A 21,683-nucleotide genomic window follows, 5' to 3' on the forward strand; every position below is an offset into this window, starting at 1 on the left:
CAGCCAGTGACATAGCAACACTCAGTGGTGATACTCAAAATGCAGATCGCTATTTAGCAACGGCTAAAAAGTACAACAGTAATATAGAATCGCAAATGTTTACCACCGAAGGTAATTTAAAAGGTGATAGCACCGATGGCGAGTATTTTATTCGTATAGGTCAAGACACCGACGCTAACTCTAATACTAAAATTAACGCCAACAATGGCCGTGAAGGTTTTAACAAAAAGCAGATTTTAGACGGTGGTTTTTTAGAATTAGTCCGCTATGGAGTAAGAGGTGCCAACGATTCAAGTATAGTTAAAACCCTGCCTGAGTATGACGACGAAACGCTTGAAGATAACTTACAAGTGAAATACAGCTTTAACTTTACCGATGGTAGCGGCACATTTGCAGGCTATCGCCGTTATGGTAACGACGGTTACGGCGAAGATGAAACCACAGGTACTAACTACGCCGAAAGCGGGAGCAACACGCCAGGCCAACGTGGTCGGGTATGGCCATTTTTTACAGGTGAGCGCGGGCATTATGAAATAGCAGCTGCAAATGCAAATAATGCGCTTGATGATGCAAAACAAGTGGACATTAAAAATAGTTACGTTAAAGGATTAGAGCAGTTTGCCAATAGCGGCATGATGCTACCGGAGCAAGTATGGGATGGCGTAGGCGTAAATAAAGCAGGTTATGAGTTAGGCGAGGGTACAAACTCAGCAACACCTCTAGCTTGGACACACGCAGAATATATCAAGCTTGTACGCTCACTCAGTGATAAACAAGTTTGGGATTATTATCCTGTAGTTGCCGAGTCTCTTAATTAGGTTTTATAAAATTACGAAATATGAAAAAAGCTTCTATTTGAAGCTTTTTTTTAATTAAAATTAATTTTGTTTTTTTGCAATAATGTGGGCTGAGATAAATCTGCTTTGAATATTTATGCTAACTAATCACTATTATATGTTCTAGAAAGTCATAACTTATTTGTGTGATTTCTGTTTCTTCTTTAGATTTAGGGTCCTTTTTTGCTGATCCTAGTCTGTGTTTTTTGATGCTGTTTATTAGTCACGTAGATAAGTATGCATATTGGGGTTTGTGAATAATATGTTTACTATTCTATTTTTGGGTTTTACCTTTGTTTTTCTGTTAATTTATTGTTTTTGGTGACGGTTTTTCTGTTAATTTCCGTCGCATTTTGTTTGCAAGTTGTTTGCAAGTTTGTTTTTGTTGTGTTATAAATTTATTTCCCCTTATAGATCAAGGGGGATTAAATACTTTAAATAAGTAACCGTTATATAAAGTATTTGATGAAATACATAAAAAATAAAAATCTAATTATCTAGGGATAAATCAAGATGAACCATAATTTTTCTAAGACATTTAAACGCTCATTTACTGCTGCAGCAGTTGCAATGACGTTAAGTGCGGCAATGCCAGCAATGGCAGATAACGTTAACGGCGCTATCAAAGGTAGCTTAACGGCTCAGTCAGGTGTTTCACTAGCGGGTGCATCAATAACAATAACAGATGACACGAAAGGCTATTCAAAAACGCTTATTGCAGATTCGAACGGCGAGTTCGATCTAAAACAGGTACCAGTTGGTAAATATAATATTGTCGTTTCTCAAGCTGGTTTTGACCAAGCTCAAGTTAAAGATGTTGTTATAGGAGTTGGTAAAACAGCTCTTATTGAAATTCCACTAACTACAGGTAATATCGAAAGAATTGCTGTTGTAGGTGGTTCTATTCGCGCAATAGATGTTTCTGCATCAGAATCTTCATTAAATATTAGTTCTGAAGAACTAGAACTTTTACCAATATCTCGCTCTGTAACTTCAGTAGCATTGCTTGCGCCTGGCGCAACTGAAGGGGACAGTCGTTTTGGCGACCAAGCTTCATTTGGTGGTGCTTCTGTAGCTGAAAATGCTTATTACGTGAATGGTCTAAATATGACTAATTTCCGTAATGGTCTTGGTGGTGCAACAATCCCATTCACAGCGTACGATAGCTTCCAAGTTAAAACAGGTGGTTATTCTGCAGAATTCGGGCGTACCACTGGTGGATTAATCTCATCAGTTACTAAGTCTGGTTCTAATGATTTTCACTTTGGTGTTGAAACGATTTATTCATCTGACTCGTTAAGCGAGCAAGCTCCTAACTCACTTTACAAGCAAAATGATCGTTGTGAAGATGCAGACGGGCATTGTATTGGTGATTTATATGTTAATAACCAAGACGACTACGACAATTCATTTGAAACAAGTATTTATGCTTCAGGTGCGATAGTTGAAGACACATTATTTTTCTATGGTATTTATACTGCAAGAGATAATGACTACGAATACGGTAATGCGTCTCAAACAGATTTAACAGTTGAAAAAGATGATGACCCATATTATCTAGCTCGTTTTGATTGGAATATTAACGAAGATCATCAACTAATGCTTTGGGGCTTTAGTGATAAACGCACTTATTCAGAAAAAACAATTTCAGATCCTCAAGGAAATGGTAATTATACTGTAGATGGTGGCACAGCTTATCATAAGCGAGGCGGAGAAAGTTTTGCAGTTCGCTATACTGGTAACCTTACAGATGATCTAAGTATGTCAGCAATGTTTGGCCAAGTTAAGTTTTCAGAAACTGATTACTCAGACTTCGATGATTGTCCTACAGGTTATGATGCCGATTTAGGTGAGGATACTACATGTTATGTAAACTTTACCGTTGGTGAAAATGAAGATAAACGCGAGCAATTGCGAGTTGACTTTGATTACTACCTAAACGATGAGCATACGTTAAGATTTGGCTATGATTCTGAAACTAATACAGCTGATTCAACAACACAAAACTCTGGTGGCGTTTACTACTATTATCGTACATATGAAGAAGGCGCAAGGCTGGCTAATGGTTATGTCTTACCTGAAGAAATGAAGACAACACGTGTACGCGATTATAAAAATGGCGGTTCGTTTGAAGTAGAAAACTGGGCTATTTATATTGAAGATCAATGGTCAGTTACTGAAGATTTAACATTAACATTAGGCCTCCGTAATGATAGCTTTACTAACTACAATGCAGATGGCGAAGAGTTTGTTTCTATTGATAACCAAATTGCCCCTCGTATAGGTGGTTCTTGGGATATTAATGGAGATGGCGATAGTAAGTTATTCTTCACTGCTGGTCGTTATTACCTACCGGTAGCAGCTAATACAAATATTCGTTTAGCGGGTGCAGAAACGTATATCCAAACTTGGTACGCTTTTGAAGGGTTAAATGCTGACGGTACTCCTGTAGGTTTAGGTACTCAGCTAGGTGATCCTGCTATTTCTAATGGTGGTGACGGTACTGCGAAACCATCAAATACCTTATCTGATAAAGATCTTGAACCAATGTATAACGATGAGTATATGATTGGTTATCAAGCAGCAATTAATGATGATTGGTCATGGGGTATCAAGGCAACTTACCGTGTTTTAGGTGATCAAATTGATGATGGTTCTTATATCTTTAATGATGAAAATGGTGAATATTTAGGTGAAAACTGGTTCTTATTTAACCCTGGTAATGGCGCTACTTTCAATTTCGATCTTGATGGTGACGGCACCACTGAAGAATATAGCTTTAGTGCAGAAGAGTTAGGTTACCCGGATGCTAAGCGTAAATATGCATCAGTTGATTTAACATTAGAGAAAACATGGGATCAGGTTTGGTCTTTAAAAGCGCTATACACATGGTCTCACAACTATGGTAATACAGAAGGTTTTGTTAAATCTGATAATGGTCAGGATGATGCAGGTCTTACGCAAGATTGGGATTACCCTTATTTAATGGATGGTGCTAATGGTAATCTACCTGCAGATCGTCGTCATAACATTAAAATTTATGGTGCTTTTGCTGTTACAGAAGACTTCTTAATTGGTGCTAATGTTAATATCGCATCTGGACGTCCTTGGACTGCTTTAGGTCAAGGTTATACTCCAGATCCTGATCAATACCAATATGGTGATACTTACTATGTAGGTGACAAACGTTTCCCTCGTGGCAGCATGGGTACTACACCATGGACAGCACGTTTAGATCTTAACTTTACTTATAACCTTCGCTTTAACGATCAGAAAGTTCGTTTAGCTATGGATGTATTTAACGTATTTGATGCTGCTACTGAAACTCGTTACGACGAAGCTGCAGAAATAGCTGCTGGCGATGGAAATGCTACATTTGGTTTAGCTCAGTCTTACCAGTCTCCTCGTAGAATTCAATTATCAGCGTCTTACGATTTTTAATAACTTGTTAGTATGAGTTAAAAGTTGTTTAATAAAAGCCTCGTTAGAGGCTTTTTTTATATCTAAATTTTGAATTTTTATGAGATATGAATAGATCAGAAAGAAAAGTGAAATGAATAGATAAAAATATACTGAATAAATTAGTGTCGTTGTAACTTCCAATTAAAACCGTTTATAAATTCTACTTTATTTTATCAGCCCGGCTCAGCTTGAACTTCTAGGAATGAGAATAGGAGGCAACAGGGTGCTTTGAACTTCTTCACCACGTATCAGTTTTAATAGGTTCTCTACTAACATTTGCCCAGCAATAGTGGTGTTTTGCTCTATTGTAGTTAGGGGTGGGTTTACATAACTTGCAATGGCTATGTTATCAAAGCCGACAACCGCAACATCTTTCGGCACGTTGATATTTGCTTCTTTAAGTGCGCGTATAGCCCCTATAGCAATTAAGTCACTTGCAGCAAATAAGGCGTTAAATTTAATATTATTAGCAATTAGTGAGCGTGTGGCGTGATAGCCAGATTCTTCAGTAGAGATAGCATTAGCCATTTTACGCTCATTTATTTTAACGTTGTTAGCCAATAGCTCATCCTTAAAACCCTGAAATCGACTAAAAAATTCAGGACTGTGATCAGATGCATCACCAATAAAAGCGCAATCAGTTCTGCTATGCGCAATAAAGTGCTCAGCGGCGAGCTTACCGCCACCGTAGTTATCACAACAAACAGTTAAATCGGGACGGTTATCTACCGTTGCACCCCAGCAAACAAACTTAGTATTTTGTTCAAGTAAGGTGTTAAATTTTGGTTGGTAATCAATGTAATCGCCATACCCGAGTAAAATAATGCCATCGGCTCTGTGGCTGTCTTCATAGTCTGCTTGCCAATCAGCACTGGCCGATTGAAATGATACTAATAAATCGTAACCTTCTTTAGCGCAAGCACGGGTAATGCTGCCAAGCATGGCTAAAAAGAAAGGATTTATTTGGGACTCGTCAGAAGTGGGATCTTCAAACAACAATAATGCAAGCGTACTACTTTGTTGAGTGCGAAGGTTACTCGCATTTTTATCAACTTTATAATTAAGCTTTTTGGCTATATCGAAAACACGCTTGCGTGTTTCTTCATTAACAAGGTGGCTGTTACGTAAAGCGCGAGATACAGTCGATTGAGATACCCCTGCATAGTGGGCAATATCAAATGAGGTAGCTTTACCTTTCATTGTTACAACTTAATTAAATTGATAAATAATTGTGTCATTTTCGTTTATTGATGAATAATTTCAAGCTTTTTGTGAATTAACGTATATTTTTATTGATAAATTCCTGACACCGGTGTCATAATGTCAGTGTTTTATCATTTTGTTGTCAAAACGTATTCGCTGTCTATATCTTTATAGGCAGCATTTTTTACTGTGATAGCTACTTTGAGGTGATAGCTCAAAGTATAAATAACAATGGTACACCATTGTAAAATAATAAGCATGAGTCGCTTAACAAAAGAGATAATACTATGAGCCCAAACGCTTCTGCCCAATTTGATCCCATCTTAGTTGCTGATGTTGGCGGCACTAATGCCCGCTTTGCTTTAATAACTGGTTTTAATGAAGACACTAACCAATTTATAATAGAGCACATTAATATATTCCCTAGTGCTAATTTTGGTTCACTTGAAAGTGCGCTCGAGCAATATTTACAAACAGTCCCACATATTGCACCCAAACGCGCATGTTTAGCCGTTGCAGGGCCAATAAAAGCCGGGCAAGTGCATTTAACCAATTTAGGTTGGCATTTTAGCGTCAGTGAATTTAAAACTCATTTTGATTTACAACAACTTGAAGTCATTAATGATTTTGCTGCCTTTGCTTACGCTGCCCCTTACTTAGATCCTAAACAAAATGTCATTGTTAAATCAGGTCAAGCTGATGATAACGCAAACATTGGTGTTATAGGTCCAGGTACTGGTTTTGGTGCCGCGTGCTTAGTTAGAACGTCCCAATCTACCGCAGTGTTGAGTTCAGAAGGGGGGCATATATCACTTGCACCTGTTAATGAACTCGATACTTTATTATTGAATGAATTAAGAAAAGATCATCCCCATGTTTCTATCGAAACTGTTTTCTCAGGTCCTGGCATAACGCATTTATACAAAGCAATGTCTGCGGTTAAGGGTGTAACAGCTAAAAATTTAGATGCCGCACAAATTAGCAGCCTTGCAAATAGTGGTGAATGTGATGTGTGTGATGCAACCTTAAACCAGTTTTGTGATTGGATTGGCAGTGTTGCTGGTGATTTAGCGGTTGTTTATGGCGCCTTAGGTGGATTATTTATTGGCGGTGGAATACTACCTCGTATGCAAGCAAGACTTCTTGAGAGTCGTTTTGTTGAACGATTTTCGCAAAAGGGTATTATGTCGCAGTACGCAGGACAAATCCCTGTAACACTCGTAACACAAGACAACATACCGCTTATTGGCGCTGCTGCGTGTTTACACAATAGCAAATAGGGCTTTGGTCTTACAGGTTGTATTTGGATAATGGATAGATGAAAAAAGTAACCATAAATAGTGTAGCAAGCCATGCAGGGGTTTCTAAAAAAACCGTCTCACGCGTGTTAAACAATGAGCCTAATGTAAGTGCCGCCACCCGAGAAAAGGTGCTTGCGGTATTTAAAGAGCTTGATTACACCCCAAATCCAATTGCACGAGGTCTTGCACAAAATCGTAGCTTTATTATTGGCTGTTTATACGATAACCCAAGTAAAAGTTATATTACCCGAGTGCAAACGGGCGCCTTAGAAGCGTGTAAAGAAAACAACTATAATTTATTGATACACCCTTGTGAGTTTCGTGGTGAAGCACTTATAAATAATATTGAGCAATTACTACAAACTTCTCGATTAGATGGTATTGTGCTAACACCTCCTTTTGGTGATTTTGCTGAGCTTGCTTCTTTTTTAAAATCTAAAAAAATTCCTTATGCAAGAGTTGCATCAGCTTTACTACAAGATGATTCAATTTCAGTGCGTAGTAACGACGAGCAAGGCGCATTTGAGATTACCGAGCATTTAATTAACCTCGGTCATAAATCTATAGCCTTTATTAAAGGGCACCCAGATCACAGTGCCACGCAACAACGTTTTAAAGGTTACAGGCGTTCACTTGCAAGCCATGGTATAGAATTTGATGAGCGCTTAGTAGAGGAGGGTAACTTTAGTTATCACTCAGGTGTAGATAGTGCACGTAGCATATTAGATTTATCCCCTAGGCCAACCGCTGTATTTGCATCAAACGATTACATGGCGGCAGCCGTACTTAAATTAGCAACTCAGCGCCAATTAAAAGTGCCTGATGACATTTCAATAGCTGGGTTTGATAATGCACCCATTGCACGTCATATTTGGCCTGGGTTAACAACGATTGCACAGCCCGTTGAAGAAATGACTAAACAAGCCGTAACACAACTTATTTCACACATAGCTCAACCACAAGAGCAGCCGTATCAGGTAACGCTTGAGTCGCGCTTGATTACACGTGAGTCTACCTCAGCAATAAAATAGTGAGTTTAAAACACTTTCACAGTAGCCCGAATATGAGTGACGCTTATTCGGGCTTTTTTTTACTCTGAACTTGCTAAAACATGGTTTGTGCCTAAAAATCAATTAGGTCATTATTTGGTCATGTTAAAATATTAAACTATTTTTGTTACCCGGGGTTGACACCGGTGTCATTGCTATGCGTTAATACAGTGACACCGGTGTCAGGGTTGTTGTGAGAGGCTCCCTGGTAGCGTACCTTTGAACGGGTAAATCAAAGATGCTCAGTACAGTTATTTACGTGGAGTCTGTAGTTGCTACTGAGCCTTTATCCTCTAACTAATAGAGATGAGTTAAATTATGTTACATCCTCGTATTCAAGAAGTTACCCAGCGCGTTATCGAACGCAGTAAAAATACCCGTCAAGATTATTTAGATCGCATTTCGCACGCAAAAAAACAAACAAGAGTTCGTGCCGGTTTAGGTTGCGGAAATATAGCCCATGTTATGGCTGCATGTAGCAGTGATGACAAAGCGCGCTTAAAGGCTGATGAGCAGCCAAATCTTGCTATTATCAACTCATATAACGATATGTTATCGGCTCATGTGCCATACAAAGACTACCCAGATTTAATTAAAGATATTGCAACAAAATACGATGCTACAGCTCAAGTTGCTGGTGGCGTGCCTGCAATGTGTGATGGTGTTACGCAAGGGCGTGACGGCATGGAACTTTCACTTTTTTCTCGCGATGTAATTGCTATGTCTACAGCAATTTCTCTTTCGCACGATGTGTTTGATGGTGTTTTTTGTTTAGGCGTTTGTGACAAAATTGTTCCTGGTTTATTAATTGGTGCATTGTCGTTTGGTCATTTACCTGTGTTCTTTTTACCAGCAGGTCCAATGCAATCAGGTATTCCGAATAAAGAAAAAGCACGTATTCGCCAAAAGTTTGCACAAGGTTTAGTGAGCCGCGAAGACTTACTCGAAGCTGAAAGTGCGTCTTATCACAGCGCAGGTACATGTACGTTCTACGGTACTGCCAATTCAAACCAAATGTTGATGGAAATAATGGGTTTACACCTTCCAGGTAGCTCGTTTATTAATCCTTACACTGAGCTTCGCGATGGTCTTACAGGTAATGCTGTAGAAACAATGCTTAAGCAGCTTACAGATGATAAAGAAAGCCCGTGTTTAGCCGATGTGATCAGCGAAAAAACGATTATAAATGGTTTAGTGGGTCTACTTTCTACAGGTGGTTCTACTAACCATGCAATCCATATTGTTGCGATAGCAAAAGCTGCGGGCATTCAGGTTACGTGGAAAGATATGTCTGACTTATCAGAAGTTGTACCACTTCTTACACGTATTTACCCTAACGGCTCAGCTGATGTAAACCACTTTCAAGCAGCTGGCGGTATGGGTTTCTTAATGCGAGAACTAGCAAGCGCTGGTTACTTACATACAGACGTTAAAACAATGCTTGGCGATGGTTTAGCACCATACATGACAGAGCCTCGTTTGGATAAAGACGATAGCTTGATCATGAGCGACTCAACTGGCCCAACTAAAGTTAAATGGGTAGATTGCCCAGCAAACTCGCACGATGAAGAAGTACTTCGCCCAGTGAGTAACCCATTTAGTAAGCAAGGTGGTCTGCAACTTCTAACGGGTAACCTAGGTAAAGCTGTTATTAAAGTGTCAGCTGTTGCTATTGAACATCAAGTTGTTACTGCTCCTGCAAAAGTATTTAGCTCACAAAGTGCTCTGCAAGACGCATACACGCGTGGCGAATTAAACCAAGACTTTATTGCCGTGCTAAAAGAGCAAGGCCCTAAAGCGAAAGGTATGCCAGAGCTACATAAATTAACGCCAGTAATGGCAACGCTTCAAGATGAAGGCTTCAAAGTAGCCATTGTTACTGACGGTCGTATGTCGGGTGCATNCTTAGCACCAGAGGCAGTCGAAGGCGGCGTTATTGCTAAAATCCGAGAAGGTGATTTAGTGACACTTGATGCGCCAAACGGAATATTAAAAGTACACGTTAGCGACGAAGAACTTGCTAAACGTGAAGCAGAACTTAGCCTGCCAAGTGCAACATTTGGTACAGGACGTGAATTATTTACTGGATTTAGAAATATCGTAAGCAGTGCCGATTTAGGCGCGAGTGCTTTTGGACTTGAATAAATATTAGCCATACTGGGTAATGAGGAACAAGTAATGAGTATTGAAAAAATCTTAGCATCGGCACCCGTAGTGCCAGTGGTTGTAATCGAAAAATTAGAAGATGCAGCACCACTTGCAAGAGCGTTATATAACGGTGGCTTAAAAGCCTTAGAAATAACACTACGTACACCTATTGCTGCAGAAGCTGTAAAGCTGATGAAAGCAGAAGTACCTGAAGCCTATGTAGGTACTGGTACGGTAGTAGATAAAGCAAGCTTTGATCTTTCGGTTGCCGCAGGTGCAGATTTTATGGTGAGTCCAGGTGTTAGCGATGAGCTTATTGCTTTGGCTAAAACATCAGATATACCATTTTTACCAGGCGCTGCAACTGCAAGTGAAGTTATGCAACTTGCGTCGCATGGTTTTAAGTATTTAAAATTCTTCCCTGCAGAAGCTGCAGGCGGAACAGCAATGCTTAAATCAATCGGTGGCCCATTACCACATATTACTTTTTGCCCAACTGGCGGCATTAGCCTAGCAACTGCACCGAACTATTTAGCGCTTAACAACGTTATTTGTGTTGGTGGTACGTGGATGCTAGATAAACAACTAATTGAAAATAAAGACTGGCAAGCAATTGAAGCGCTTGCTCGCCAAGCAAGTGAACTTAAATAGGAGTCTAAAATGATTAATGTAGCAATTAACGGTTACGGCCGTATCGGTAGAAATGTTTTACGTGCACTTTATGAGTCAGCTCAAAACAGCGAAATTAAAATTGTAGCAATTAACGATTTAGCACCTGCTAACGTTAATGCACATTTAACGCAGTATGACTCAGTTCATGGTCAATTTTCTAAAAAAGTAACACTTGAAAATAACACTATGCTAATCGATGACGACGTAATTACGTTAACGCAAGAACGCGACCCTGCAAATTTACCGTGGAAAGCACTAAACGTAGATATCGTTTTAGAATGTACTGGTTTTTTCACTAAACGTGATGACGCTGCTAAGCACATTACAGCAGGCGCTAAAAAAGTAATCGTTTCTGCTCCAGGTAAAGATATGGATGCAACAGTGGTTCATGGTGTAAACAGCGATGTAATTAACGCTGATAGCCAAATTATCTCAAATGCATCGTGTACTACTAATTGTTTAGCACCACTTGCAAAAGCAATTAATGACACAGTAGGTATTGAAAAAGGGAGTATGACAACGATTCATTCTTATACGAATGATCAAAACCTATCTGACGTATACCACCCAGATCTATACCGTGCTCGTAGTGCAACTCAATCTATGATCCCAACTAAAACAGGTGCTGCGGCAGCTGTTGGTTTAGTATTACCAGAACTTGCTGGTAAATTAGACGGTATGTCGGTACGTGTACCAACAATCAACGTATCTTTAGTTGATTTTACGTTTATTACTAAGCGCGATACGACTGCAGAAGAAATCAATGCAATCATGAAAGAAGCATCAACGGGTTCAATGAAGAGTATTTTAGAATATAACGAGCTTCCGCTTGTTTCTATCGACTTTAACCATAACCCAGCGTCGTCTATCTTTGATGCAACGCAAACTAAAGCCAATGGCAAACTAGTTAAAGTAATGGCTTGGTACGACAATGAGTGGGGTTTCTCAAACCGCATGTTAGACCAAGTTAAAGCATTAGGTCAGTACTTATAATTGACCTTGTAAAAGTTTAGCTTTATCCAACCAAGCCACGCATTGCGTGGCTTTTTCGCGTTTAGTTTATCTGTATATTTGCAATTCAAAATTAGAAGGGAACTATTTGTATTTTTTATACCCTAAATTTTGTTAATATGTGGGTGTGTAAATCAATGGAATTTCGTTGTATTTAATCAACTCAACGACGCAAGGAATAATAAAAATGATCAGAGCTCTATCGCGAAAAGTATTTCGCACAAATCATCTTCAGATAGGTGAGGGCAACATAAGTGGCTACATAGCCTGCTTTTTAGCAATACTGAGTTGCTTAGGCGTATTAGCGTTTCACTTTCCTGAATATTTAACCACACCAGAGCTGAGAAAAAGCTACAGCGTCGACTTTTTACGTCAGCTTATGTTTGCATCATTATTGGTCTCGGGCAGTTTAGGATTACTTAACTTTGTACGTAATACCAATAAGCGTTTAGGGGCTACAGCGTGGTTTTTTATTTTACTCGCTATTATGTTTGGCGGACCAAACGTTGAAGTAAACGAATTTGCTTCTGATACACCTTACATAGGGCTCGATTGGTTTATTTTAGACTTACTCGGCTCAACACTCATATTTATTGTGATTGAAAAGCTGCTACCGCATCGGAAAGAGCAAAAAATATTGCGTAGTGAGTGGCGAGGTGATTTAAACCACTTTTTTGTAAATCATTTAATTATTGGTTTTGTATTACTTGTTACTAACCATTTTGTACATTATGGTTTTGGTTGGGCTGTATCATCTACAGTACAAGGTTATATAGAGCAAACACCCTTTGTAGTGCAGTTGTTTTTAATAATACTTGTGGCCGATTTAATGCAGTATTGGGTGCATCGTGCTTATCACGAAGTCCCTTTATTATGGCGCTTTCATGGCGTACATCACAGCGCCAAAGAAATGGATTGGTTAGCGGGCTCTCGCCAGCATATTCTTGAAATACTGGTTACTCGCAGCTTAGTGCTCACGCCTATATTTGTACTTGGTTTTTCACAGAAAATAATTAGTTTATACGTAATAATTGTGGGTTTACAGGCTGTGTTTAACCATGCAAATGTACGTGTGAAATTTGGTTGGCTAAAATATTTTATGGTTACACCGCAGTTTCACCATTGGCATCATGCGTCAGATAAAGCCGCGATTGACCGAAATTACGCTGCACATTTTTCGTTTTTAGATTATGTGTTTGGTACTGCTGTTAAAGGCCAAAAAGAGTGGCCACAAGCGTATGGTGTAGTCGGGGATTACATGCCCGTAGGTATGCTTAAACAACAGGTTTACCCGTTTAAGCGCACTAAATAAGTACGGAAAATCCGAATAAACATAAAATAAAAGCGAGTAAGATGTTACATTTTGCTCGCTTATATTATTAATATTAAATTTATTTTAGCTCTGCTAATAACTCAGTAAATGTAGGTCTTTGATTTAATGTAGGTCTTTGATTTAATGTAGGTTGCATGGCACATTTTGCCATATTGGACATTTTAACAAAGAGCTCACTTTGTTTATCATCGCCAGTTACCGTGCCTAATAAGTCTTCAATTAAACACCCTAATGCACGTACTTCAATTAACTCGATTTGCTTTTGTTGATAATCACTTAACATGGCTAAGTTTGTGGCTGCACCAAAATCACCAAATAATACATCAGCATCTTTGTTTATCATGGTGTTATGCGCATACACGTCGCCATGGCTTACTTTACAAATATGCAAGTGATGTAAGGTACTTACCATTTGCTGTGCAATTTTTAAAATAGCGTGAGTTGAGTAATGGCAATCATCATTAAAGGTATCACGCGTACAGGTTTCAAGGCTTGGAGGCAGGCCTAAATTAGCAAAGCTTTTATCTATTAGCTCCATTACTAAACCTAGCTGATCACTTTGCTCAATGTAGGCAAGTACTTTAATTAAATTAGCGTGATCGCCTGCTTGTAAGCAGCAATTTACTTCATCAAGCGGGTAGCCGTCGCTGGTAATTGCGCCTTTAAATAATTTAATCGCTACAGCACTTTCAATAGCTTGTGCTAAATGAATAACGCCCGATGCACCTTGGCCAATAACATGACTAAGTGTGTAATCGTTAAGAGACTTATTTTCTAAGCAGCTTTTTGTAAGGCACTGAGCTTTATTAAAATCGTTACCGGCAAACGCAAGCCAAGTAAGTTTAGGCAATTCAAACAGCCAGTCGTCTACGTGTGTTAAGTTATTAGCAGAGAGCCTAACAAGCTCAAGGTTTTTACACTGCGCCATGCTACTTGGCAGTTGCTTAAGTTGATTGCCTGCAAGCGCAAGCTTTTTAAGCTGGGTATAATTACCAAAATCTTCAGGCAATTCGCTTAACGTATTATCGGTGAGTATTAGCCACTCAATATTTTTTGGCAGGCTGTTTAATGCAAATTCAGAAATTTGGTTACCTTTAAACGCGACCATAATTAAAGCAGGGCATTTAGCGAGCACTTTAGGAATATGCTTAAACTGATTAAACGATAAAAACACACGCTTCAGGTTTGTTAAACAGGCAAATTCATCAGGTAGTGTTGATAAGTTATTATTTGATAAATCGAGAACTTCAAGCGTGTCAGCTAAGCTAAAGATTTCTTCAGGAAATGTCGTTAGCTCTTCTACCAATTGCAGGCGAGTAGCACCAACAAGTTTGCCACTTTTAAGCTCTTTAAGGGAGTTCATATTAATACCATGTTCTAAAAATGAAAAAGCCAACATAGCTGTTGGCTTAAAGTCGTTCTAACTTACTAAATCGCTCTTTAGAATTGCGCGTTATGGTAAACGTTTTGTACGTCGTCGCAATCTTCTAACATTGCTAAAAAGCGTTCCATAACTTCAACGTCTTCGCCTTCAATTGGCGTTTCAATTTGTGGCACAAAGCTAATTAGGTCTTCGTCAAATTCAGTAATGCCCATTTCTTCAAGCGCTGTACGTGTATTGTTGTACTCTGTATGAGGAGCAAAAACAGTAACTTTACCGTCATCTACTTCTACGTCAGTTACATCAACATCAGCCATAATAAGAGCTTCAAGTACTGCTTCGTCGTCATCACCGTCAAATACAAAAATAGCAAGGTGATCAAATAAATGTGAAACAGAGTTTTGAGCGCCAATTTTAGCATTTGCTTTGGTAAAACAAACACGGACATCAGCAAAGGTACGCTTGTTGTTGTCTGTTAAACAGTCAACAATAATCATACAGTTACCAGGGCCGTAACCTTCGTAACGTGTTGCTGCGTAGTCTTCACCGCCGCCGCCTTTTGCTTTGTCTATTGCGCGGTCAATAACGTGTGCTGGTACTTGGTCTTTTTTAGCGCGTTCAATTAAACGACGTAATGATAAGTTACCATCTGGATCTACACCGCCGTTTTTTGCACAAATATAAATTTCTTTGCCGTACTTAGAATAAACTTTAGTTTTAGCACCCGCAGTCTTAGCCATTGAATCTTTTTTGTTTTGGTAAGCTCTTCCCATCTGCGTTTCGCCTTAATATATGTAAATAATAGAATAAAATTATAGTGCGTATTCTAAAGGTAAATGCATTCAAGGGCTAGTAAGTATTAAAGCTGATTAAAACAGTCGCGTTTAAAAACTATCTCAAATGTATTTTAGTGAGGGGATTATCGAGGGACTTAGACGTTGGAATTATATCTATTCTTGTAAATTTAACTCAATAAAAAAGGCAACCTGTATAACAGCTTGCCTTACTAAGTAATAAAAAGTAAGTATTACTTACCAAATACGTACACGTTCATCTTCAGGAAGGTATAACTCATCGCCTGGTTTTACATCAAACGCTTTGTACCATGCATCGTGGTTACGTGGCGCTTGTGCTCTAAAGCGACCTGGAGCATGTGTGCCACCACGAAGTTGGTTAAGCATGCTTTGTTCAGTACGTTTTTCTTTCCATACTTGTGCCCACGCGAGGAAGAAGCGCTGATCGCCTGTAACGCCATCAATAACAGGCGCTTCTTTACCATTTAAACTTAGCTTGTAAGCGTGATAAGCCATCGACAAACCACCTACATCACCAATGTTTTCGCCAAGGCTATTTCGACCATTAACAAAGTTACCTTCGATTGGTTCGTATTTACTGTACTGCGCAGCCAGTTGATCGGCTTTTTTGTCAAATGCAGCGCGGTCAGCATCTGTCCACCAATTACGTTGCACACCGTTTTCGTCTGATTTTGAACCTTGATCGTCAAATCCATGACCCATTTCGTGACCAATTACAGCGCCAATACCGCCATNGGTTGTAATATCGCAGCCGGAAATACAATTTCATTAAACGAGCTATTGTAGTAAGCGTTTACGCGTTGTGGCGTCATGCCCCAGCGGTTACGATCTGTTTTTTGTAGCTCTTTTTCAACACTTTCTGCATGAAAAAATTCACGCATGTTTTTCACATTACCGATTAAATCGTTTTTAGTAATGCTTAAACCATCATAAGACTGCCAAACATCGGGGTAACCAATTTTTGGTACAAAGGCAGCAAGCTTAGCGCGCGCATTTACTTTAGTTGCATCGCCCATCCACTCTAGGTTATCAATACGTTCACCAAGGGCTGTACGTAGGTTTTCAACCAGCTCTGACATTTGTTGTTTAGATGATTCAGGGAAGTAACGTGCTACGTATATTTTACCAATAGCAAAACCAAGCGAACTCGTGCCTGACATTTCACTTATTGCACGTTTCCAACGAGGGCGAGGCTCTTGCTGTCCGTTTAGTTCTTTACCAAAAAAAGCAAAGTTAGTATTAAATACGTCTTCTGATAGTAAACCTGCGTTACCGCTAATAGCATGATACGTTAGGTAGTCTTTCCATACTGCAATATCTTCTTGATTGATTAGCTCAATCATCGCTTTTATAGGCTCAGGCTGAGAGACATTTAACTGAGGTACTTTATAACCTGTTTGTGCAAAGTATAAATCCCAGTTAAAACCAGGATAAGCAGTGCTTAAATCGGCGCGTTCAATTTGGTTTAGCGTTAAATCGCGATTACGGCGCTTTTCACGGGGCCAATGACCTTGTGCAATTTTGGTTTCAAGGTCTAAAATAGCTTGAGCGCGCTCAGCGGTATTTTCTACTCCTGCAAACTCAAGCATATCAGCAATGTGAGCAACATAAGCTGTACGGGTTTTAACAAAGCGCTCAGCGTCTTCAAGGTAGTAAGAGCGATCGGGTAAGCCTAAACCACCAGCACCGAGGGACATTTCATATTTGTTAGGGTCTAATCGGTTAAACCACATGCCGCCGCCAAAAGGGGCTTTATTACCGGTTAACCAAGACTTACCAAACATTTCAGCTAAATCGTCAGTTGACGCTATATCACTAATTTCACTTAACAATGGCTTAATAGGCGCTACACCTAGTTTATTAAGTGTTTCGGTATCCATATACGCATTGTAAAAATCAGCAACGAGTTTTTCTTCTGCGTTTAAATCTTTACGTGCGGCTATTTCTTCAATAATAGCTTTAACATCGTCTTCACTGCGCTCAGCTAATCCTGAAAATGCACCGTAGCGGGTTTTATCTGCAGGCATTACGTAGTTGTCATACCACGTGCCACTGGCATACATAAAAAAATCATCGCCTGGTTTAACGGCTTCGTTACGGGCTGTTAAATCAACACCAAAACTACCTAACTCTGCTTTTTTTGTCACTGCTGCAGTGACTATTTTAGGTTGTTGCTCGTCTGTTTTTGTTGTTTGCGGCTCTGAACAACCGGTAATAAATGTGGCAGCTAATGCTGCGGCAATTAAACTCTTTTTCATTATGTTCCCCTGAGGAGCTTTTTGATTCAAATAGGAGTGAATCATTTATTGTTACGAATATTTAACTTATCGATTGTTATTGATATTAATCATACAAACAAACCTTTTGAGGTGAATCACCACAGTGCTCGATAAAACTAATATAGAATAAAAGAGAAAGGCTAATAGGTGCTATAAAAGCTTTATTTAGCTCGAATACTTGAAAGTATCCGAGCTAAGAGGGGTTACACACTATTTATTTTTTATGCTGAAGCTCCCACATACGGGCATATTCTCCGGCGAGTGTAAGTAACTCATCGTGCTTACCTTGCTCAATAATTTGTCCGGCTTTGAGCACAATAATGGTGTCTGCATCGGTAATAGTAGAAAGGCGATGAGCAATAACAATACTCGTATGGTTACTGGCAACTTCACGCATTGCTGCGAGTATTGCTTGCTCAGAATGAGAATCGAGTGCAGAAGTTGCTTCATCAAAAATTAAAATAGGAGACTTTTTCAAAATAGCGCGTGCAATGGCAATACGCTGTTTTTCGCCGCCTGATACTTTTAAACCGCGCTCGCCAACCAGTGTTTTATCGCCTTTATCAAGTGTTGCTATAAAGTCTTTTAAATGCGCCATAGCAATGGCTTCATCAATTTCTGCATCACTTGCTGATGGTCTGCCGTAAGCGATATTCTCACGAATAGTAGTGTTAAACAGCACGGTGTCTTGCGGCACTATTGCAATGGCTTTTCGTAAACTATTAAGTGTTACTGAGTTTATTGCTTGATTATCAATACTAATTTCACCAGCGCTTACATCATAAAAACGATAAAGCAGTCGTGCCAATGAGCTTTTACCAGCCCCACTGGCCCCAACAATAGCTACTTTGCTGCCTGCTTTAACATTAAAGCTAAGATTATTAAGAATAGGGCGATGCGCATCGTAACTAAAACTTACATTGTTAAATGTTATTTCACCTTGGCTAACATTTAGCTCTTTTGCATTAAGTGCATCGGTTATTTGTGGTTTTTTGTTAAGTAGCCCAAGCATGTTTTCAAGGTCGGTTAGCGCGCGTCTTATTTCGCGGTACACAAAGCCTAAAAAGTTAAGCGGTAAAAATAGCTGAATCATATATGCGTTAATCATCACAAGTTCACCAATAGAGAGTGTACCTGAAACTACTTCTGTTGAGCCCAACCACATTAACGCGGTAATAGCACAGGCAATAATAAGTGCTTGGCCTGAATTAAGGGCGAGCAATGACATTCTGTTTTTTAAACGGGCTTTTTCCCAGTTTGCTAAAAAGGTGTCGTAAGTTTTTGCTTCAAACTGTTCGTTATTAAAATATTTTACAGTTTCATAATTAAGCAAGCTGTCTATGGCGCGGGTATTACTTTGATTGTCGGCAGCGTTTGCTTCTCTAATAAAGCGGTTTCTCCACTGAGTAACCACCACAGTAAAGGTAATATAAATAGCGACTGCCAATAATGTAATCAGCGCAAACCAAACAGAAAACAACGTGCCAAAAATAATCGCAACAGTCAGTATTTCAAATAAAGTAGGCACAATGTTAAACATTAAAAAACGCATTAAAAAGCTTAACCCGCTAGTACCACGCTCTATATCGCGGCTAATGCCACCGGTTTGCCTATCTAAATGAAAAGCCAGCTCAAGTGAGTGCAAATGCTTAAATACCTTTAAACCAATATCACGCATTGCGTGCTCGGTTACGCGAGAAAATACAGCATCTCTTATCTCACCTAAAAATACGCTAGCAAAACGCAGTGCACCGTACATCAATAACAATAAAGCGGGGATAACTAACAGTGGGTTAATTGACTTATCTACCGAGTCTATAATTTCTTTAAGTGCCCACGGCATCAACAAAGTGGCACCTTTTGCGCCTATAAGCGCCATAAGTGCAATAAAAACACGGCCTTTAAATTTTGTAAGGTAGGGCCACAGTGTTTTTACACTTTGGCGTAAATTCATGGCATCTGGTCGTTTTTCTGTGCTTTGTTTGGGGCGCATTAGTGATCTCTGTTAAAACTAAATACTTAATTAATAAGCATTGTATTTTAAATGCTTGCCCTTATATACTACGCATCCCTTATTTTAGTTTTAAAACGTGAATGTTTAAATTTAGAGTGTTTTTAACTGCCTTTTTGCTACTTGCTGCACTTTTTAGTGTGCAGAGCAATGCTATGGGCGCCTCACAAAATTTAAATATTAATATTAGTACGCAGGTTTCGATTACTGATATTACTGATATTGCCGATTTAACTAAAATACAGCCTATTAGTAAGTCTGTAGATACTGCGCAGCATAAAAAAACGCATCAAACCGATTTTGACGCGCACCAACCAAGGTTAACAGCCAATAATTCATCATTGTTTTTGCACACTGTTCAAAGTGAGCCAGAATACGATGTGGTTTTTGAATTTTTTGCTCAAAATCTTGTTAGGCATATATTCTTACCACCAAGAGCCGTTAACCGTATACAGCCTTGGTATACGCTTGTAACTAATAGTAAAAAGTTGCGCTTGAGTGGCTGGAAAGACGTAAACTTACTCTACAGAGCTGTAACTACCTACCACGCTTGATTTTCCTTATTTAATTTTATTAGGTTTTAACTTTAAAGTTTTAGCCTGCAGATTAATTGTGCTTTTAAAAAGTACGTTGCTAGCTTTGCTGGCAATAAGGATTAAACATGTTAAGTTTTAAAAAAGATAAAAAGCCGTCTACGGCTAAGTTTAAATTAAGCTATATCGCCATGCTAATAGTATTGGTTTTATTAGCTATTAGCGCATTACCAAACCTATATCCAAATAAATCGTGGTTGCATATCAGTGCCGTGCCGCACAGCGAAACACAATCTTTACCAAGCACTAAAACCTTAGTTACTTTTTTAAATAACCAAGGGTTAGAGGTTGAGCAGGGCTTAGATAAGCAATCAACTATTAATGTACTTTTAAACGAGCCAACTAAAAGCGCTCAGGCGCAAGCGGCTATAAAAGCGCAATACCCAAACACGCAAGTTAAAATTGTTGAGCATGCAACCAGCCCTACATGGTTACAAGATTTTGGTTTATCACCAATAAAGCTGGGCCTTGATTTAAATGGCGGTGTGCTATTTGTACTAGACGTAGATTTAGATAAAGCCGTTGATGAGCAGTTAGTCAGTGCGTATCAACAAGCTAAATCAATCATTATTAAACAAAAAGCACATGGCGTAAAAGCGCAGCAAACTCAGCACGGGTTTGAAATAAACGCATTGCCTAATGCAACAGACAAGTTAACCCCCGTTATTGAAGAGCTACAAAGCCGATTTGCCAATTTAGCCGTTGTAACAAGCAATAACGGCAGCGTTAAAACTGCCAAATTTAGTTATTCAGAGCAAGGCCGAAGCAGCTTTGATAAAGAAGTAATGGGGCAAACACTCACAACCCTTCGTTCACGTATTGAAGAGTTAGGCATTACCGAAGCGGTAACACAGCGACAAGGTAAGCACCGTATTCGTATAGAACTACCAGGCGTGCAAGATCCAACCGAAGCTAAGCGTATTATTGGTGCAACCGCATCGCTTGGTTTTTATCAATTAAAAGAAATAGGCGGGCAAACATTTAATATGCAATCGGGCGGAACGATAAAGCTCGATCCTGTGCCAATTTTTACAGGGGACCATATTAATAATGCAAACATAGGCCGCGACGATTGGGGTAAACCACTTGTACAACTGAGCCTAGACGGCCAAGGCGGCGATGCAATGTCGGCGTTTTCAAAAGCCAATATTGGGAAGCCAATGGCAACGGTTTACTCTGAGTATTCTCAAAACGCTAAAGGCGAAGTAGTTAAAAAAAGCGACGTTATTAACGTAGCCAATATTGCTCAGCATTTAAGTTCGCGTTTTAGTATTACCAATATGAAAAGCCAACAAGCGGCAGCCGATCTGGCATTATTACTACGCGCAGNCCCGTTACAATTGTGCACGAACAAACAATAGGGCCAAGCCTCGGCAGCGAAAATATTAGTAATGGCTTAGCCGCGCTTATGTTAGGTATGGGTATTACCCTTGCATTTATGGCGCTTTGGTATCGCCGTTTAGGCCTTATTGCAAACGTGGCGCTTATATTAAATTTAACGTCGCTGGTGGGCTTAATGTCATTATTACCAGGGGTTGTGTTAACGCTGCCGGGTATTGCAGGTTTGGTGCTAACCATAGGTATGGCGG

General features: G+C 39.4%; 13 protein-coding genes and 2 pseudogenes. 10 read left to right on the forward strand and 5 right to left on the reverse strand.

Annotation, left to right across the window (positions count from 1 at the left end):
* Both L655_RS0102360 and L655_RS0102365 read left to right on the forward strand, forming a co-directional pair.
* Positions 1 to 818: glycoside hydrolase family 15 protein (locus tag L655_RS0102360; protein WP_024603982.1), on the forward strand; the 818-nt coding region annotated here is incomplete at its 5' end.
* Positions 819 to 1,349: 531 nt separating this feature from the next.
* On the forward strand, positions 1,350 to 4,277 hold the full coding sequence (locus tag L655_RS0102365) for a TonB-dependent receptor (RefSeq protein WP_024603983.1): 2,928 nt from the start codon (positions 1,350 to 1,352) through the stop codon (positions 4,275 to 4,277).
* 204 nt (positions 4,278 to 4,481) lie between these two features.
* On the opposite strand, the gene L655_RS0102370 is transcribed toward L655_RS0102365, so the two are convergent.
* Positions 4,482 to 5,498, reverse strand: coding sequence for a LacI family DNA-binding transcriptional regulator (locus L655_RS0102370; RefSeq protein WP_024603984.1), 1,017 nt, complete (start codon positions 5,496 to 5,498; stop codon positions 4,482 to 4,484).
* Between the two features lie 290 nt (positions 5,499 to 5,788).
* Here L655_RS0102370 and glk point away from each other — a divergent pair, with 290 nt between their 5' ends.
* The 6 genes from glk (at position 5,789) to L655_RS0102405 (ending at position 12,994) form a co-directional block, all read left to right on the forward strand.
* A complete protein-coding gene (glk, locus tag L655_RS0102380) occupies positions 5,789 to 6,781 on the forward strand; it encodes a glucokinase (RefSeq protein ID WP_024603985.1) in 993 nt (330 codons plus the stop codon).
* A gap of 38 nt (positions 6,782 to 6,819) precedes the next feature.
* Positions 6,820 to 7,833: a LacI family DNA-binding transcriptional regulator gene (locus L655_RS0102385; protein ID WP_002959752.1), complete on the forward strand. Its 1,014-nt coding sequence runs from the start codon at positions 6,820 to 6,822 to the stop codon at positions 7,831 to 7,833.
* A 336-nt stretch (positions 7,834 to 8,169) separates the two neighbouring features.
* On the forward strand, positions 8,170 to 9,996 hold the full coding sequence (gene edd / locus L655_RS0102390) for a phosphogluconate dehydratase (protein ID WP_024603986.1): 1,827 nt from the start codon (positions 8,170 to 8,172) through the stop codon (positions 9,994 to 9,996).
* A 33-nt stretch (positions 9,997 to 10,029) separates the two neighbouring features.
* Entirely contained in the window at positions 10,030 to 10,650 is a 621-nt protein-coding gene (gene eda, locus L655_RS0102395) for a bifunctional 4-hydroxy-2-oxoglutarate aldolase/2-dehydro-3-deoxy-phosphogluconate aldolase (RefSeq protein ID WP_002959756.1), read from the forward strand.
* Positions 10,651 to 10,659: 9 nt separating this feature from the next.
* Positions 10,660 to 11,664, forward strand: coding sequence for a type I glyceraldehyde-3-phosphate dehydrogenase (gene gap, locus L655_RS0102400; RefSeq protein WP_024603987.1), 1,005 nt, complete (start codon positions 10,660 to 10,662; stop codon positions 11,662 to 11,664).
* 205 nt (positions 11,665 to 11,869) lie between these two features.
* Positions 11,870 to 12,994 carry a sterol desaturase family protein gene (locus L655_RS0102405; protein ID WP_024603988.1) on the forward strand — a complete coding sequence of 375 codons (1,125 nt, stop codon included), beginning with the start codon at positions 11,870 to 11,872 and terminating at the stop codon, positions 12,992 to 12,994.
* A gap of 79 nt (positions 12,995 to 13,073) precedes the next feature.
* On the opposite strand, the gene L655_RS0102410 is transcribed toward L655_RS0102405, so the two are convergent.
* The 4 genes and pseudogenes from L655_RS0102410 to L655_RS0102425 all read right to left on the reverse strand — a co-directional run bounded on the left by L655_RS0102410 (position 13,074) and on the right by L655_RS0102425 (position 19,483).
* Positions 13,074 to 14,378, reverse strand: coding sequence for a leucine-rich repeat-containing protein kinase family protein (locus tag L655_RS0102410; RefSeq protein WP_033011265.1), 1,305 nt, complete (start codon positions 14,376 to 14,378; stop codon positions 13,074 to 13,076).
* A gap of 77 nt (positions 14,379 to 14,455) precedes the next feature.
* Positions 14,456 to 15,169 carry a YebC/PmpR family DNA-binding transcriptional regulator gene (locus L655_RS0102415; RefSeq protein ID WP_024603990.1) on the reverse strand — a complete coding sequence of 238 codons (714 nt, stop codon included), beginning with the start codon at positions 15,167 to 15,169 and terminating at the stop codon, positions 14,456 to 14,458.
* A gap of 258 nt (positions 15,170 to 15,427) precedes the next feature.
* Positions 15,428 to 17,469 (reverse strand): annotated as a pseudogene (locus L655_RS01000000124900) (M13 family metallopeptidase).
* Positions 17,470 to 17,704: 235 nt separating this feature from the next.
* Positions 17,705 to 19,483, reverse strand: coding sequence for an ABC transporter ATP-binding protein/permease (locus L655_RS0102425; protein ID WP_024603991.1), 1,779 nt, complete (start codon positions 19,481 to 19,483; stop codon positions 17,705 to 17,707).
* Positions 19,484 to 19,584: 101 nt separating this feature from the next.
* On the opposite strand from L655_RS0102425, the gene L655_RS0102430 reads away from it, so the two are divergent.
* Positions 19,585 to 20,055: a hypothetical protein gene (locus tag L655_RS0102430; RefSeq protein WP_024603992.1), complete on the forward strand. Its 471-nt coding sequence runs from the start codon at positions 19,585 to 19,587 to the stop codon at positions 20,053 to 20,055.
* 107 nt (positions 20,056 to 20,162) lie between these two features.
* Positions 20,163 to 21,683 (forward strand): annotated as a pseudogene (locus L655_RS01000000124905) (protein translocase subunit SecD); the annotation flags it as partial.

The sequence above is a fragment of the Pseudoalteromonas sp. TAE79 genome, from assembly GCF_000498015.1.
Taxonomy (GTDB): Bacteria; Pseudomonadota; Gammaproteobacteria; order Enterobacterales; family Alteromonadaceae; genus Pseudoalteromonas.